Below are 15,882 nucleotides of genomic sequence, written 5' to 3' on the forward strand. Positions count from 1 at the left end.
AGCCTTGCTACGCGAGAAATATACAGAGTTGAAAAAGGCATCCCTTGGCTGAGGAGGAGGCAGGTTTGATGCAGATTACACCCAATCTTCATTTTAAGGTTCGATGTAAACAGGCAATTCAACTATACAAGGAGGATATACGATGTTAAACGAACTTCAATCCGTACATAACGACTTTATAACAGTCATGAAAGTAGAACAAGGTGTGCTGGGGGCATGGTATTTTGGCTCTGCCGCTCATGGGACAATGGACGTTCATTCCGATATCGACATTGTTTTTCTCGTGGAAGAAGGCGCTTATTCGTTGGTGGATGAAAAACTCACAGTTATGCTTGAAGACGTATGTGATGAAGTTATCCTTTGTTGGCCGGAGGATTTTAACAGCCAGGCCATCAAAAACTATGGCTATATTTTACGGCAGAAGGAGCATCTGTTTCAGTATGATGTGTTCCTATTAAACAAAGGGAAAATAGACGACGATATGTGCCGGATTCATTACACCGAGTTGCAAGCAAAGGATATCGTCTTTGATCGGGATGGTAGTGTGCAAGCGTTGATAAACGAAGGTATTAAAGGGGGGCTATGGCAGGATGACCTGCATAAGCTCATCACGACTTACTGGTTTCATGTGCAGATGTCAGCCAAATATTTTGCACGTAAAGACTTTTTTAAGTTAAACGGGGTCCTGCGCATATTGATGGATACGCATAGCTCTTTGCTGTTGACGTCATATGATCAAATCACCTGGGGCGGCGCTGCCAGCAAGCTACATTATATAGATGAAACAAAACAAAAGCATTTGATGAAATATGGCTGTACAGAAGATTTGGTGATGGTCAGAAAGAACCTCCTGCAAGCCATGGAATGGTTTGAGGACGATGTCAGAGAAATCGCAGTGCCGGATGAAAGCATACTCAGCCCAAGAGCCATCGATCTTATCAAGCAGGACTGGATTATAAAAACCGGATCTATTATTAATTTGTAATGGAGGAGATTGTAATGATCAAAAGTTTCGGCGGGATTAATCTTGCAACAAAGGATGTCGGCGCGTTGGTTCATTTTTATGATGACGATTCGAATATGTACGCATGGTATAGAAAAAAACGAAAGGGCTTTCAAGTGCAAAGGAGGGCTCCTTATGAACATCAGCTCACAGGTTTATGTTAAAGGCAGTATGGAAGCTGTCGGTCTATATTGCCGGGCATTCGGTTTGGAGAAAGGCCTTGAAATTAAGGACGAGGCAAAAAATGAATATGCGCACTGCGAGTTGACGCTAAACGGCAAGCTGTTCATGGCCGTCAGTGAAGCGCCTAAGGAATGCGACACCAGCCAAAAAACGGCTTGGCAGACCATGGCCTTTAATGTATACGACATGGGGAGTGAGGAAGCTGTCCGGCAGGCCTACGATATCCTGAAAGACGGCGGTACCGTCATCGACCCGCTCGGTCCGTGTGACTGGAATCCTTATTGTTCAAACTTGATTGACCGTTTCGGCGTCTTTTGGTGGATTGCTATATGACAAAGCAAGGCTCGCGTATGTAAACTGTTTTCTTCCCAAAAAGAAAATGTCGGAGAGTGGAATATCTATACTTCTAGTCCCGAGATGGAGGGGAGCGGGAGTTATCTCTTCATGGTTGCGACAGAATTTAATAATTCACTTGATTTGTCTAAATTAGATGGAATGACTCTGGATTTTATGCATATTTTGCCGGCGAAATGGTTGATTATTCGGGTTTCGTCTCACGAGGAGATGGATCATGTACATAAACGTACATTAGTAGATCGTTGCATAGAGGATGTTGGATATAGATTAGACTTTGATAATAATAAGCCGATCATGGAATTTCAACCCATTGCCTGTACACAAAAAAGGAGCGTGAAGACTATGAAATTTAGGATCATCTCGATCCCGCCGTTTAAGGCGGTATCCTCGGGGGGTGATAAGCACTCCATTATGCGATGGGGCATATCATCACGCCGCCGGAAGTGATTAAGGCCACAAGATATGCACCCAGCCAAAGATCAGAGCAATCTAAGGCTGGGTCATTTCGTTGAATGCAAGAACGCTATGCGAAACGTAGGAGAAAACATGAAAGGTATTTTTTAACTTTATGGATTGGTCTAAACTTAGAGTACTTATAAAAGATTTTATTACTCCTGAACTAAGAAAACGAATAGATATCCATGAGACAAGATACCGAAAAGCTCATGATGGCTATGGGGAAGTTTGGATTACTTTAGACGGCGAAAAGATATTCGGTGGTGGGTATTATCATTGGTACATGAATACTTTGCCTATAGATGGTGCTTCTTTAGCTGTTGAATATGGAATTCATAAAGACTTTTACAAAACCCATATTGAGTCAAAGCAAGTAGAAGAAGTGATGAGATCAGGATTACATGAAACAAGCCATATTACTATGAACTTGAGAAGTTATTTGTCAACCCCATTCCAAGAAATCATTGAATCTAATAACCCAATATATAAGGCATTCGGATTGGTAGATAGGAGATTGGGAAGAAGAAGATTTTATAAAATACAATTAGAAGAGCTTCAAGCGTATGGAAGAAGTCTTTTGAAACGAATATATAATAATCAGTTAATATGAAAGGAATTCATATGGAACGTTCTGAAGACATAGTAACGAATAATGCACTATCCGTTCTCGCATACATAATTATACAAGTCGCTGGAGACGTCATCTTATTCTATTATAGTAACCAAACAGTAGTGTTTTATTTGGTCACTGGTGTGTCGTTAATCATTTATCTTATTATAGGTTTCACAGTATTAAAAAATAACAGAACCTATCTTTCTGATTACTTTTCCGTCTCAACCATAGCTATTGTAGGAATCTCAATATGGTTACTGTTCTTTTTTTACTATATATCGGATTCTAGCGGATTTATGCCTGATTTGATTTGGGCTTTATATGCGTACTATAACAACCTCAGTATGATTGTGATGATAAGAGAATCCGAATATGAATATTATTATGTAATCATGTTGCTTTTGAATCTCGTACCCAGTTTTATGTTTTGGCTTGGGTTATCATTAAAACGATACTATATGAATTATAGACGAGGGATGAAATAACTTAGAAGAGGGATCCTTCTCATCTACTCGGGACGGATCTTGTTGATCAAGGTATGGTATACAACATGGGAGCAAGTCATATTAAAAAGGATGAAAATGCAAAGATGAGTATAAAAAAAACAGGTGTAATCCTATTTCCTCTTTTTAGCGAGTATGAATTAACTGTTGCCTTATCTATTTTGAAACAAGGAAACCATCCAATAACAACCATTGGAATCACCTCAGATATGATTAGGGGGGAGTCAGATTTAAAGTGTGTTGCCGATTGTACAATATATGATGCAGATATTGAGAGTCTGGACAGTATTTTGATACCTGGTTGTATGGATATATCCACTTTATTTGATAATGAGGATTTAGTATCCTTCATTAAAAGATGCGCTGAGTACAATAAAGAACTCATCATAGCAGCGATATCGAGTTCACCTTATTTACTGGCGAGAGCCGGAATACTTGAAAACCGGAAATATACCACCGGCATCAATGAAGAGGATAGAAAACAGCTAGGGATATTTAATGAGGATAATTATTGTAATGATTTAGTCGTGCAAGATGGAAATTTATTAACTGCAAGAGGAAGAGGATTTACAGAGTTTGGAAATAAGTTAGGACATTTATTAAACTTGGATTTTAATTCGGATTGGTATACGGGAAAACCATAAACGGGAAATTCAATAAAGGATCGGAGCTATCATTGAGGCTAAGTCATTTTGTATATATAAGAACAAGGAGGCATTTTTTTCATGGGAATGTCAGACTATTATAAAAACCTGCGAGAGAAGATGGGAAGCGAGCTTATCCTTTTGCCGAGTGTAGCTGGCGTGATTAGAAATGATCAAGGTGAAATTCTTTTCGGAAGAAAACACAATCAAGAGCACTGGGGCTTAATTGCCGGCGCAATTGAGATTGGAGAAACCCCTGCTCAAGCTATGGTTAGAGAAGCATTGGAAGAGACGGGGCTTGATGTTGAACCGGAGCGAATTATAGGAGTATATGGTGGGGAAGAACAGAGGTTTACTTATGGGAACGGTCATCAAGTCGAATACCTAACTATTGTTTTTGAATGCAAGATCAAGGCTGGACAGTTAATCTCAGATAATGAAGAGATGAAGGATCTCAAGTTCTTTCCCGAAGACCAAATACCACCGATCGCAATCAAGTACCCGGATTATATATTCAGTTCAAGACAAGATGAAAAGGCACATTTTATAAAATGAATAGAGAACTAGTTACGTCATATCTACGCCCTTGGTTCGCGGGAAAAGAAAGGCGGGCGATTTTGCGCCTTACTCATTTACAGAAGCAAAGCGGATGTTATTTGAGAACTCTTCATTTGCATTCCCGGAAGGCGAATCGAATGAGGAAGCTCAGAAAAGAGCTACAAAGGTTATACTGAACATTCTCAATAAATACGAAGGTAAGAATATTGTAATCGGGACTCACGGAGATATCATGACGTTAATGATGAATCATTTCGATCCCCAATACGATTATCAATTCTGGCGCACTACAACGATGCCGGACATATATAAGGCAGTGTTCCAAGGACAGAAATTAGTAAGTACAACAAGACTCTGGGAAAAAATGCTCCGTTAACCGCATCGCGGCTCGCTCCTGACGAAACTTAAGTCGATGGAACGTCGTAAATAGGGTAACCTTATACGTTACATACGATTACTCTAAATTCAAACAATGTACCGCTGGCGAAACAAAGGAGGAGGCGGCCATGGATTCGGATTGGAAGCGGGCGGAGGAAGCCTTAAAGCTTGTCGAGGTGACAGGTTATGAAAACAATAAGCCGGTTTCGGTCATTCATGTCCCGGAAAATTTACGCTGTATCGGGATCGGTACGGATGCTGCCGTTTTTTATGATCCGGCCACTCCTGAGTACGCGTACAAAGTGTATACCGCTCAGGCTTTAGAAAAGAAGGATATTGAGGCAGGGATTTATGATCGGATAGCAGGATCGCGTTATTTTGCCAGGTGCTATGGTGTGGGTCCTAACTATTTGGTGTTAAGTTTGGAACAGGGAATGACGTTATACGATTGTCTTCTGCAGGGTGTGCCGGTTCCCGAGCAAGCCATCCTGGACGTGGAGGAAGCGCGTCAGTTCGTCCGAAGTCGAGGGTTGAACCCCAGGGACATTCACCTTAAGAACGTTCTCCTGCAGGAGGGGAGAGGAAAAGTCCTCGATGTTTCGGAATACATCCAAGAGGGGAACGACAATCGTTGGGAGCATTTGGTCTGGGCGTATCAGCACGTTTATCCGCTGGTCAAAGGGACAAAGGTTCCGTTATGGATGCTGGAAACCGTGACCAACTGGTACAACCGGATCGATACGGCAAACTTCGGGATCGAAGACTTTGCGAAGCGAGTGAGCGGGTTGTTTTTTGGTAAGCGGAAATAAGTGAGGGCCGCTCCACCAAAACATTTATAAGAACGAATTTGAAAAGGAAGCGTTGAAAGGAGAAAGAACACCGATGATACTTGGATTATATGAAGCGCATCTACCCGTGAGCAATTTACAAAAATCCATCGAATTCTATTCGAATTTAGGACTGGAAATGGCCTGGAAAGATGAAGATACCGCTTTCTTTTGGATTGAAAGAGAAAAGAGCTGGATTGGTCTTTGGCAAGGAGAAGAACATAAAACATCTTATCATCCGTCACTAAGACATATCGCGTTTAGGGTTAGTTATGAAGATCTTAAGGATAGCTTAAATTGGCTTCGGTCTATTCATGTTACCCCGGTGCCGTTCGGAAAAAGAGATTCCATCGATCCCTTTGTTCGACCGAATCAGGGGAACGCATCGGTATATTTCAATGATCCGGATGGGAATAGTTTGGAGTTCATGTGTTTTATAGATGTCCCTGAAAACTTGAAGAATATATCAACGAAATTATCAATAGAGGAATGGGAAGCTCTTTTAAATGAGTCGAATTAAAAGCCCGATAGAGATATTAATAGAAACACAGTACCTCGTCAAGATTAAAGAGGGAGGCTAACCGCTCGGGTTAGCCTCTTTAAATTTCTTTCTCAATTCTTCGCCCTAAAAGGCCTGTAGAACTCCCGAATGTCCTCGGCCAAAGCCTCCGGTTCTTCCCAAGCGGTAAAATGTCCGCCCCGAGGCATCGAAGTCACGCGGGTTACATTCAGGTGGCGTGCAGCCCACGCTTTAGGCGGAAGCAAGACATCCGCCGGGAATAAGGCTAGGGCTGTCGGAACCTCGATGTAGCCGAGCGGCGGCAAAGAATGCGCGTTTTCATAGTATAGATGCGCTGACGATCCGATGGTGTTGGTCACCCAATAGACCATGATATGCGTGATGAGTTCGTCTTCACTGAATCTTTGCTTGAGGTCACCTTGGCAATCACTCCAAGCCCGGAATTTCTCCATCAGCCAACCCGCCAATCCTGACGGGGAGTCGGAAAGTCCATAAGCCAGCGTTTGGGGGCGTGTCGATTGAATGGACATGTAGCCTCCCTCTTGAGCCACCCAGGCCGATGCCGCTTGCTTGTAACGCCGTTCTTCCTCCGAAAGTTTGGCCTCATCGGCAGCAGACATCAGATCCCTGATAATCCCGATATCGGTGAGGTGAATTCCGTATAACAGCTCGGGATGGTTGGCCGCCAGGTATCTGGTCACGCCGGAGCCGACATCCCCGCCTGCGGCGCCAAATTTGGGGTAGCCTAATTCTTCGGTCATAAGCTTGGCCCACATGTCGGCGACACGCTTATTGTTAACGCCGGGCTGTTTAGGGCGGCTAGAGAACCCGAATCCGGGTACGGAAGGGACGATCACGTCAAAAGAATCCTCAGGGTTACCGCCATAGCTGGCCGGATCGGTTAGAAGCGGAATGATTTTTTGATAACGCAGGTAACTGTCGGGCCATCCGTGGGTGAGAATCAGGGGCAACGGGTTAGGTCCCTTCCCGCGCTCATGTACAAAATGCACGTCGATGCCGTCGATATGACAGCGAAACTGGGCTAAGCGGTTCAACGCGGATTCTTGCGCGCGCCAATCATATTGGTCTCTCCAATACGAAACGAGCGATTTTAAGGTGGTTAATTCCGTGCCGCGTTCCCAACCCGTGTCTTCGACTTGATCCGGCCAACGGATGTGCCGCAGCCTGTACTGCAGATCGTCCAGGATCTCATCGGGGACGTGAATATGAAAACGTTCAACAGCCATGTTTGACTCCTCCTTTTGTTGCTATATAAATTGAACTTGAGTTTTACGAATAGGCAAGAGTGTGAAATGATTCTGGAGAAGCGAAGCGTTCGCCTTTGTGAACGGATTTTCACATTAAAAGTCAATTAAAAAAATCTGGGAACAACAGCGATCGGAAGAACATTACACACGGCTGCCTTACAAGTAAATCAATAGTTCAATTTATATACAACGTCATTATATCCCTCCCCCCGGTGTGATACACTGGCATAAATGAAGGTTCTGACTATACTATTTGATAGGTGAACGCTATGCCGCAATTCGACCGATACAAAAACCGCCTGGTGAACATTGAATTTGCCCCCGTGGAGGATCTGAGTCATCTTCCTTACCCCGATCGGCTTTCTCTCGTTTTCGTCACGTCCGGGAGCATGAGAGGGATACTGAACGAACGTCCCATATCGGTTGCCGCTCCCTGTATCCTGTGTCTGGCGGAAGAGGATGAGCTAAAAATTGCGGAGGAGCAGAACGTGGCTGCACAATCCTTTCATTTTCAACGCGAATTTCTGAACTCCGTACCTGATTCCGAGACGCAGCGCGATCTTCGGATGGCTCCGAGAATTCGGACGGGCCTTTCCCTTTTTCAAAGAGATGATGCCCATACAGGTGTGCCCTATATAACGGAAAAAGCTTATCCGCTCCTGTTCGAATGGTTTTTTGTGCTCGGTACGGAAGTGCAGGCGCAGAGCGATGAGCGGTGGAGATGCCGAATCAAGAAATACCTGATCCAGATTTTGGGCATGCTCGAGGATTTAAATCGGAGCAGCGAACAATCGCCGGTGGATCTGGTTCTGGAATACATCCATACAAATTATTTCAGGAAAATTGCTTTGGAAGATCTGACGAAATGCGCCCATTTGAACCGGGTGAGTCTGAACAAGCTGTTTCAGGAAAGATGCGGAACTACCGCCATGGGTTACTTGCTTACGCATCGCTTGAAGGTAGCGGGCGATCTGTTAACGCATACGGATATGAATCTGAACGATATCGCACGTGCCACCGGATTTGAATACGACACTTACTTTATCAAGCAATTCACGTCCAAGAGAGGGCTGTCGCCGACCGCGTATCGGGTGGCCTCCCGGAAGCTAGCGGCATTTCTGTAGGAGGCTTACTCTCGTAGACCGAATTGAAGTTACCCCTTATGAATAAACCAAAGAAGCTGGCGCCTAGAGTGCTTCCAGACTCCCAACTCCAAAAGGATGCAAATCTGCAGGTATTTAGACCGATTCCCGAGGGAATGTGAAAAAAGATGCAAATCTGCAGGCATTTCCAGCGATTTTAGAGAAACGAGCCGGTTTCGTCGAAAATTCCTGCAGATTTGCAGGAATTTAGAAATTTTGAGTCCAAACAGGAAAAAAGCATGCAGATATGCAGGAATTTTATGTTATCAAGGTTGTCTGAAGGGGTACTAGTAATAATCGCACCCCTTCAGGGGTAGGCAAAAGCGGCAACGGCATAGTAGCTTGAACGAAGTGAAAGCTGGCGCCTTTAGATGCGAGACGGTAATAAAGGCTTATGGCCTAAGAGCAAACCACCCGCTCAACGGGTGGTTTTGATTTGTTACTCTAACCGGCGGACTTCTGAACTTTTAAAGATGGAGGGTTCGAGCTTCCCGCCCGGAGATTGCTGCTAACAATCCCTAGCAGAATAATGATTACCCCGATCCACTGCGGCAAGCTGATCGGTTCCGCCAGTACCAAAGAGGACATGATCAGAACCACCGGCAATTCGGAGGAGGTAAGAATGGTCCCCAATCCTGAACCGACATGCGGCATTCCAATGGAAAACAAGAGGGGAGGAAGGACGACCCCGAACACACCCAGCGCTAATCCATAAGGAAACACCCCCACTAAAACATCCATGTCGAATAAAAACGTTGGCGGAAATACGAGAAAGACGGTGATTACGCCTCCCGTGGACAGCAGAGCGCTTTTTAAAATGGGCGGGGCTTCTTTTTCGACAGAACTGCTCAAAAAAACAAAGGTGGAAAAGCTGCATGCCGCAAGCATACCCCATACGGTCCCCTGCCATGACAACGTCAGGCTTTCCTGAAAGAAGATATTGGCCGCCAGAACGGAACCGACCAGAAGCAGCCCGATCGAGACAAGCTTACGCTTCGTAGGCTTTCTCTTATGGAACGCCCACTCCAGCAGGGCCCCGATCCATACGAACTGAAACAGAAATACAATAGCGAGAGAAGCGTTTAGGGTTTGTAAAGCTTGATAATAAAAGATACCGGTTGCCCCGAACGGAATCCCGGATAAGATCAGCTTGGTAATTTGCCTGCGAGTCAGTCTTTTCTTTTTGGTAAATAGGACGGCAAGCCAGGCCAACACAACGCCGAAGAAATACTGCGCTCCGGTCACGGCCGACACGGTGAATCCCGCAGCATAGGCCAATTTTACGAAAGTGGATAATATCCCGTAACAGCAACCTCCTAAAAAAACAATCAGTGCATAGTGCCAAAATTTCATGATTCTCCTCCTTCGGTGGACGCAAAAAAGCCACACAAAAGACCGGTAAGGCCTTCCGTGTGGCGAAAATAGAGATAGTCTCCAGAAAAGTCCACATCATCCTGATTAGGTTTTAGATCGTATTCCGTTCCGGTAAACAGTATAAAAGCATTCTTGGCGTGTTGTCAATCCTAAATCCGCTTAACAACTTAATCGTCCAGCAGGCGTCCATCATCATGCCATTGCCCGTACGTTTTATTTTCCCGCGTGTGGGTTATCAATTTGTCCAACCGGCTCTTAAACAATTCGGGTTGGTTCAGGACGCTTTGAATCGTGTCGATTCGAACCCTTTGATAAAGCGCCGGAAAGGCCAAGAAATTGGCATAAACTTGCGGTTCCTCCCGCAGCCTCTGCTCAATAAACCTATCGATTTTAAAAGAATCGGGGTCCATATCGGGAAGTACTTTTCTGCCTTCGTCTGTCATAAGCCCCAGCTTTTCGAGGCGGCGGACACGCGCTTTGTTGAGTTCGGTCCATGAACTTTTTGGGCTTCGGGGTGACAGCCTTTGCCCCGTCTCCGTTTCGGATATTCTCTTTTTGATGCCGTCGATCCATCCAAAACACAGAGCTTCTTCGACCGCGTCCAGATAAAGAAGGGTATCCGGAGTCGGCTTCATGCTGACGACCACCCAACAAGCTTTCTCGGTCATGCTATGCTCGAGGAGCCAACTCCTTAACTCTTCTCTCGATTTGGCAGGGAGGAGATTTTCAATTTTCATAGATTTAGCTTATAGATGCGGTTGGTTCCATATACCAAAAGAGCGCGTAGTCGTTCATAGTGGATGCGTGCCCCAATTGCCGCAGCATCGTGGAAATATTGCCCCGATGGTAGGTCCCGTGATTAACGACATGCAGCACCATTTCCGAGAAGCGGGTTTGACGGACTCCGGCGAACGGATTGTTAAGCAGCACGCTTTGCTCCAGATCGGCATGGCTTCGGAACCATTGTCCGTATTGTTCGGCTAATTTCCCGAAAGCATTGGCGTACTCCTCCACGGAACCCAGGACATTCTCATTTAGCGGTTTCGCCGCTTGAAAAGCCTCAGGCATCTCCATGCCCGTCAAAACCAGATACCACATCGTGTCCACAGAGTAAATATGACTCAGAGCGTGGGCGATAGTGGGGAATGAACTGTTCACTTCCTGGCTCAGCACGGAGGACGGGAGTTCCTTGATTCTCCCCAGGATCGTTTGGTTGGCCCAGGCGTGATATTGGTACATTTCTACGGGATGATTCGTCATTCGTATCGTCTCCTTCAATTGTTCTTGGATTTGTTTTTGCTTCTGACCCGATTATAAAAAAAGAAGTATGACATCAGTCTGTCATACTTCTTCATAAAGCTTGAGCGCCTGCTGAAGCTGTTCTTTGAGAATGTCCCGAAGGGGAACCGGCTCGAGGACTTCGGCCCCGCTGCCAAAACTGAGCAGGATGGACCAAAGCCAACGCGCCTCGAGCGGCCGGTAAACGGGAATCCGCACGGTCATGCTCCCGTCGGCGTGAAACTGCTTCTCCGCCTGGTGAAACTGATCCATCACATCCGCCAAAGCCTCAGGCCGTACCTGGAGTACGACTTCTTCAACCTGGCCATCCCAGGCCTTTTTTGCAGATCCCGTGTCCTCCGGAAGATTGTGATGCGGATGAAAGGTATTCGGCGTCAGCGTCAGATGCAGCATCCGGGATAGCCGGAACTCCCGATAATCCCGTCGTGTCCGGCAATACCCATAGATGTACCAGTTGCCGAATTTAAAATGAAGCCGCACCGGTTCCATCTCGCGGGTGGTCCGTTCATTCTGCGCGCTGATGTAATCGAAACGGATAATATTTCGCTGCGAAATGGCCGTACGTAACAGAGGTAGCACGCCCAGATCCGTGCGGCGGGTATCCAAATCGACGGACAAACTCGTAGTCCGATGCTCCGGTCCGATCGTCTGCAGCCGTTCGATGGTGCCCTGCGCACGCGTGTCTTCAAACACGGTGGAGAGACTTTGGAGTACGGTAATCAAGGAATTGACATCGTATGAACCGAGCAGGCTTTTATCCATTTTGTACCCGTCCATGATGCCGTATCCGCCGTTCGTTCCCTGATGCGATACCACCGGAAACCCCGCCGCACAAATCGCGTCGATATCCCGATAGATGGTTCTTTGCGAAACTTGAAACTCTTCAGCCAGCTTGGCGGCGGACAGAACTTCGTGATTCAGCAGCTTGAAGATGATGGAGATCAATCGCTCCAATTTCAATAGGGATCACCGTCCGTTTGCTCTATTCTAATGGTCAGGGCGAAGTATACCGCCCATACTTGATGTCCAACTCTCCGAGGTTCTCCCCGTCCTCCAGCAGGAAAAAAGAATTGACGCCTTCCGCTCCCCACCACGACATCCCCAGCAGGAGACCTTGCTTGGTTTCCGCGGCCAATAGCAGCGGGAACATGCCCGGCGACACCTCACCGCCATCATCCACGCGCCAGACGGAAATATCGTCTTCAGCGACCGCCGGATAATCCCGAAATAAGAAGTTCTCGCCGTTAAACAAGGCGATGCTGAACAGCCGGTCTTTTCCCTTGTCCGCAAATCTTACGAGATAAAGCTTGCGTTCCGAGCCGATGCCCGCCAGCGTCCAGATTTGCGTCACATCGCGGTCTCTCATGAGGGAGATGTTTTCCTTGAGCGTTTCCTCAGCTTCAAGTTCCGCATCCGTTCCCGTCTGCGCCGGGGGAGTGATTTCAAGCAAGGATTCAAGGTCAAAGTCCTGCTTCTTCACCACATAGTAGGTCTCGTTGGGAGCGGCCTTCCCGTCTAGGATATCGAAGACGTAACCTTCCAGGTTGGCAAAATTGTTGGCGGTCTCCCGGCCGCTGCTTTGGTCGGAGCCGGTTTGCCAATTCGCAAATCGGACGCCGTAGGTTTTTCCGCCTTCCCCGATGATGTGGTCGTATTCCGACAGGGACGTCTCCAGCCCGGCTTCCTGCCCGGTTACGATGATTTGGCTGCCGTCCGCGTTCGCGAACCCGAAAAAGGGGCTTAATTTTTCAATGTCGGCAACATGTTTCTGCTCATCGAGGTGATCGTCAGCTTTATTCGCTATCGCACCCGTGTCGATATTCCCTAGCTGCGTTTTCGCCGGAGGCGGAGCCGCTTCTTCCTTATGAGCCCCCGAGCCGTCGTCCTTACTAGAACAGCCCAGGGTCAGCGACGTCAGCAGCGATGTTAGCGCGATCGCCGTGATCCATTTTTTCATATTCCAGTGAACTCCTCTCCGATCTATTATAAAATAGACGTTATGACAAAGGTATTTATCACCAAAAGCTTTAGAAGGAGAATATCATGCTTCGACAAACGGAACAACTCATTCATCTGCTCCATAGCCAACCGAGGCTTTCGGCCGCGATTCTCCAAGCCTATTGCCAAATGATTTCGACCTACGGAGACCGTGAAGACGCCGCCGCACTGTTCAAGCTTTTTCTGGAGCAGCCGGAAGATTATCGTCATGTGATGCTGCTTGACCCCGTCATGCGATGCGGGGATCTGGCGTTGGCGCAAGAGATCGATCATCATAGCTTTGAGCAAAATAAGCTGAAGCGGGAGATGCCGAGCGATATTTTACACGTATTGGGATATATGGGCTATGAGAAATATGTTGATTATATGGTAGATTGCATAGAGATGAGCGACTGGGATCTGTCCAAGGATGCGTGTCTTGCGCTGATGCACCTTGCGCTCGGGCCGCGTCATGAAGACCGGCTGAGGGCGGAATTCGAAAAGGTATACGGGGAGCCGCTGTTCCCTGAGTTTTTGCCGGCGCTCTCGTTCAAGTTCAGCGGTCCGGAGCTCGTTCCGAGGCTCTTGGCTTGGGGGGAGAGGGCTTCCACGGATTGTAATGCCGGGATTGTTTTAGGCATAGCCGCATATGGGGAAGGTCAGAGTGAAACTCTAAAGCAACTCCTTTGGAACCCGGGATGGGAGTTATACGCCATAGGAACCGGAAGTCACTGGTGGGCTTACATGGGCATGCAGATGGTGAACTTGTCTTTTCGCGAACTTATTCTGGATATTAAGAAGGACACCCCATTGGAACAGGAGAAACGTGATTCGGAAGAGACGGATATGAGGCTCGTAGAACATAAGCTGGACATACTTCATGATTTGCTTGACCTTAAACTGAGCCGCGCGTTGAGCCCGTTTCGGTTTGTCCAGGGAGTTCAAGAGGACTTAACGCAGCTGTACACGTTAATGTTTGAATGGAGTACCGTGCATCAGGATGACTCGTTCCTTGGCCGAATCGGCCGTTATTTTGGGTCCGATCACCCGCTGGTGAACAAGTATTTGCAGTTGAACAAGAGAATGGAAGAGGGGATATTCCGGGAGTTGGAGCGGGATCTTCTTCAGATGAGTTGAAGCTTTTTCTTTAATTTAAGTGAGATCGTCCACCTCCATTATGCTATAATCGTAAACGGGAGGTTGGTACTCGTGAATGATGAATTATTGAAGTCTATAAGTGAACTGCTTGATCAGAAACTTGCGCCATTACAGCAAAAAATTGAAGTGGTGGATGATAAGGTAAGCCGATTGGAAGAGAAAATGGATACGTTGGCGGCAGATGTCGAGTTTACATACCAAAAAACTTCCCGTAATGAACTTGAAATCAACAGGTTGAAACAACAGTAACGGTTTGATTAACAAGCAAAAGCCCCGCTCGGTTAAGGAGTGGAGGCTTTTTTATATGCCTTGTAATACGCTGGCGTTTCATTAAACCTGACATGGTGCTGCCTATCCGCCATTCAACAATTCATTCATTTTATCCATATCGCCGCGAACCTGTTCAAGCTCCTGATCCGTAAGGATCAGCTGTTTGGCTTGGGCCAGTAATTGCTTGGCAAGATCGGTATCGTCGCTGGAAAAAGCCAGGTCCGCGCGCAGAATCAGGGCTTTATAGCGCAGTGTGTTCGCCGCTTCCTTATCGCTCGCCAACATTTTATCGAGCACTTTGACGGCCGCCGTGTGGTCGTCTTTCGCGTAGGCCAATCGATAAGCGATTTCATAAGTATTCAGCGGCCGGTTTGGCGTCTCCCAGATGGATTCGTCGTGCGGTTTCAGTTTGGAGCTGTCGTGCCTTTGGCCGATTAACAGACGGTTTCCGGCAGGATCGATCAGATTAAATCGGCGGTCTTCCGATAAATCGGATAGGCGGGTGATTTTCGGGATTCCGGACCGCGGGATTTTATGATACGTCTGCTTCAAGCGGGCACAAAAATCCTCATATACGCTCATCCACGTTAGGAACATGAATATAACACATGGCGTAGGACTCGGCGGGGACGAGCTGTTTGAGGCCGAAAAAGTGAAGCTCCACGATGGGATGCCGCACACAAGCATAAATATTCGGTTTGGCTTGGCGATAAGTAATTTCGAACCCCAACGTTTCATAAAAATCCAGTTGCTCGTCAATAGACTTGCAGGGAAGCAGGGGAATGACAGATGGACTCGGTTCCATCGACAAATTGAAACACCTCCATAGTGAATTTGTAAACGACCCTGACCATTACATATCGGGTGATTCAAAAAGAGAGTTGCTCTGATCCATGAGCTCGCGAATGCGGCGAATCTCATCGAGCATGTGAGTTAATCGTTCGATGGAGAGCGACTCTGTGATATGGCTGGTCCATACGGCATGACGACGTTGAATTTCATCCAGCGCGGTTCGGCCTTTCGGCGTGATGACCATAAGTTTGGCCCGGCGGTGATGGGGATTGTCCTCGTAGCGCATATACCCTTCCGCCACCAAGGAATCGGCCACCTGTTGTATCGCTTGCCGCGTCAGCCCCATTTCGCGGGCCACATTCGGGACGGTGACCGGTCCGTGTTCGACCACACCAAGCACCTGCCAACGGGCACTGCTGAGTCCCACGGGCTGAGTCAGTCGATCCCCGGCATCGAGCAGTTGGCGATTGAGGCGGAATACTTCAATGACGAGATCGGAAAAAGCGCTGTTTTTGGGAGGTAAAATATGGTTTTCCATGACAATACATTAACAAAATGAC

Annotated in this window: 21 protein-coding genes; 12 read left to right on the forward strand and 9 right to left on the reverse strand. The window is 46.9% G+C overall.

The window, feature by feature from the left end:
- Positions 1 to 142 precede the first annotated feature (142 nt).
- The 9 genes from FRY98_RS12780 (at position 143) to FRY98_RS12820 (ending at position 6,042) form a co-directional block, all read left to right on the forward strand.
- On the forward strand, positions 143 to 985 hold the full coding sequence (locus FRY98_RS12780; RefSeq protein ID WP_148452270.1) for a nucleotidyltransferase domain-containing protein: 843 nt from the start codon (positions 143 to 145) through the stop codon (positions 983 to 985).
- A gap of 153 nt (positions 986 to 1,138) precedes the next feature.
- The gene (locus FRY98_RS12785) at positions 1,139 to 1,519 is read left to right on the forward strand and encodes a VOC family protein (protein WP_148452272.1); all 381 of its coding nucleotides are present in this window, start codon (positions 1,139 to 1,141) and stop codon (positions 1,517 to 1,519) included.
- 111 nt (positions 1,520 to 1,630) lie between these two features.
- A complete protein-coding gene (locus FRY98_RS28665; RefSeq protein ID WP_148452274.1) occupies positions 1,631 to 1,990 on the forward strand; it encodes a hypothetical protein in 360 nt (119 codons plus the stop codon).
- A gap of 121 nt (positions 1,991 to 2,111) precedes the next feature.
- Positions 2,112 to 2,609, forward strand: a complete 498-nt coding sequence (locus FRY98_RS12795) for an SF0329 family protein (protein ID WP_148452276.1) — start codon at positions 2,112 to 2,114, stop codon at positions 2,607 to 2,609.
- Positions 2,610 to 3,162: 553 nt separating this feature from the next.
- Entirely contained in the window at positions 3,163 to 3,759 is a 597-nt protein-coding gene (locus FRY98_RS12800) for a DJ-1/PfpI family protein (protein WP_225038408.1), read from the forward strand.
- 81 nt (positions 3,760 to 3,840) lie between these two features.
- Complete coding sequence (locus FRY98_RS12805; RefSeq protein WP_148452278.1) at positions 3,841 to 4,314, forward strand: NUDIX domain-containing protein; 474 nt, start codon at positions 3,841 to 3,843, stop codon at positions 4,312 to 4,314.
- 94 nt (positions 4,315 to 4,408) lie between these two features.
- Positions 4,409 to 4,693: a histidine phosphatase family protein gene (locus tag FRY98_RS29435; protein WP_148452280.1), complete on the forward strand. Its 285-nt coding sequence runs from the start codon at positions 4,409 to 4,411 to the stop codon at positions 4,691 to 4,693.
- A gap of 130 nt (positions 4,694 to 4,823) precedes the next feature.
- Positions 4,824 to 5,504: a protein kinase family protein gene (locus FRY98_RS12815; protein ID WP_148452282.1), complete on the forward strand. Its 681-nt coding sequence runs from the start codon at positions 4,824 to 4,826 to the stop codon at positions 5,502 to 5,504.
- Positions 5,505 to 5,577: 73 nt separating this feature from the next.
- Positions 5,578 to 6,042, forward strand: coding sequence for a VOC family protein (locus tag FRY98_RS12820; protein WP_148452284.1), 465 nt, complete (start codon positions 5,578 to 5,580; stop codon positions 6,040 to 6,042).
- A 92-nt stretch (positions 6,043 to 6,134) separates the two neighbouring features.
- On the opposite strand, the gene FRY98_RS12825 is transcribed toward FRY98_RS12820, so the two are convergent.
- Positions 6,135 to 7,289 (reverse strand): epoxide hydrolase family protein, encoded by a 1,155-nt coding sequence (locus tag FRY98_RS12825; RefSeq protein WP_148452286.1) that lies wholly within the window; start codon positions 7,287 to 7,289, stop codon positions 6,135 to 6,137.
- 290 nt (positions 7,290 to 7,579) lie between these two features.
- On the opposite strand from FRY98_RS12825, the gene FRY98_RS12830 reads away from it, so the two are divergent.
- Positions 7,580 to 8,434, forward strand: a complete 855-nt coding sequence (locus FRY98_RS12830) for a helix-turn-helix domain-containing protein (RefSeq protein ID WP_148452288.1) — start codon at positions 7,580 to 7,582, stop codon at positions 8,432 to 8,434.
- A 462-nt stretch (positions 8,435 to 8,896) separates the two neighbouring features.
- Here the strand turns inward: FRY98_RS12830 and FRY98_RS12835 are convergent, their stop codons facing one another.
- From FRY98_RS12835 to FRY98_RS12855, 5 genes are all read right to left on the reverse strand, one after another.
- Positions 8,897 to 9,805 (reverse strand): EamA family transporter, encoded by a 909-nt coding sequence (locus FRY98_RS12835; RefSeq protein ID WP_148452290.1) that lies wholly within the window; start codon positions 9,803 to 9,805, stop codon positions 8,897 to 8,899.
- A gap of 188 nt (positions 9,806 to 9,993) precedes the next feature.
- The gene (locus FRY98_RS12840) at positions 9,994 to 10,563 is read right to left on the reverse strand and encodes a YdeI/OmpD-associated family protein (RefSeq protein ID WP_148452292.1); all 570 of its coding nucleotides are present in this window, start codon (positions 10,561 to 10,563) and stop codon (positions 9,994 to 9,996) included.
- Positions 10,564 to 10,567: 4 nt separating this feature from the next.
- Positions 10,568 to 11,086 carry a DinB family protein gene (locus tag FRY98_RS12845; protein WP_148452294.1) on the reverse strand — a complete coding sequence of 173 codons (519 nt, stop codon included), beginning with the start codon at positions 11,084 to 11,086 and terminating at the stop codon, positions 10,568 to 10,570.
- A gap of 81 nt (positions 11,087 to 11,167) precedes the next feature.
- The gene (locus FRY98_RS12850; protein WP_148452297.1) at positions 11,168 to 12,085 is read right to left on the reverse strand and encodes a helix-turn-helix transcriptional regulator; all 918 of its coding nucleotides are present in this window, start codon (positions 12,083 to 12,085) and stop codon (positions 11,168 to 11,170) included.
- Positions 12,086 to 12,119: 34 nt separating this feature from the next.
- Positions 12,120 to 13,082, reverse strand: a complete 963-nt coding sequence (locus FRY98_RS12855; RefSeq protein WP_148452299.1) for a hypothetical protein — start codon at positions 13,080 to 13,082, stop codon at positions 12,120 to 12,122.
- Positions 13,083 to 13,168: 86 nt separating this feature from the next.
- Here FRY98_RS12855 and FRY98_RS12860 point away from each other — a divergent pair, with 86 nt between their 5' ends.
- Together FRY98_RS12860 and FRY98_RS12865 are read left to right on the forward strand one after the other, a co-directional pair.
- Positions 13,169 to 14,239, forward strand: a complete 1,071-nt coding sequence (locus FRY98_RS12860; protein WP_148452301.1) for a hypothetical protein — start codon at positions 13,169 to 13,171, stop codon at positions 14,237 to 14,239.
- Positions 14,240 to 14,311: 72 nt separating this feature from the next.
- Positions 14,312 to 14,509 (forward strand): hypothetical protein, encoded by a 198-nt coding sequence (locus FRY98_RS12865; protein WP_148452303.1) that lies wholly within the window; start codon positions 14,312 to 14,314, stop codon positions 14,507 to 14,509.
- A 102-nt stretch (positions 14,510 to 14,611) separates the two neighbouring features.
- Here the strand turns inward: FRY98_RS12865 and FRY98_RS12870 are convergent, their stop codons facing one another.
- From FRY98_RS12870 to FRY98_RS12880, 3 genes are read right to left on the reverse strand one after another with little or no spacing between them, the layout of a single operon-like run.
- The gene (locus FRY98_RS12870; protein ID WP_148452304.1) at positions 14,612 to 15,082 is read right to left on the reverse strand and encodes a hypothetical protein; all 471 of its coding nucleotides are present in this window, start codon (positions 15,080 to 15,082) and stop codon (positions 14,612 to 14,614) included.
- Between the two features lie 16 nt (positions 15,083 to 15,098).
- On the reverse strand, positions 15,099 to 15,341 hold the full coding sequence (locus FRY98_RS12875) for a VOC family protein (protein WP_148452306.1): 243 nt from the start codon (positions 15,339 to 15,341) through the stop codon (positions 15,099 to 15,101).
- A 42-nt stretch (positions 15,342 to 15,383) separates the two neighbouring features.
- Entirely contained in the window at positions 15,384 to 15,860 is a 477-nt protein-coding gene (locus FRY98_RS12880; protein WP_148452308.1) for a MarR family winged helix-turn-helix transcriptional regulator, read from the reverse strand.
- Positions 15,861 to 15,882: the final 22 nt, after the last annotated feature.

The sequence above is a fragment of the Paenibacillus faecis genome (assembly GCF_008084145.1).
GTDB lineage: Bacteria > Bacillota > Bacilli > Paenibacillales > Paenibacillaceae > Fontibacillus > Fontibacillus faecis.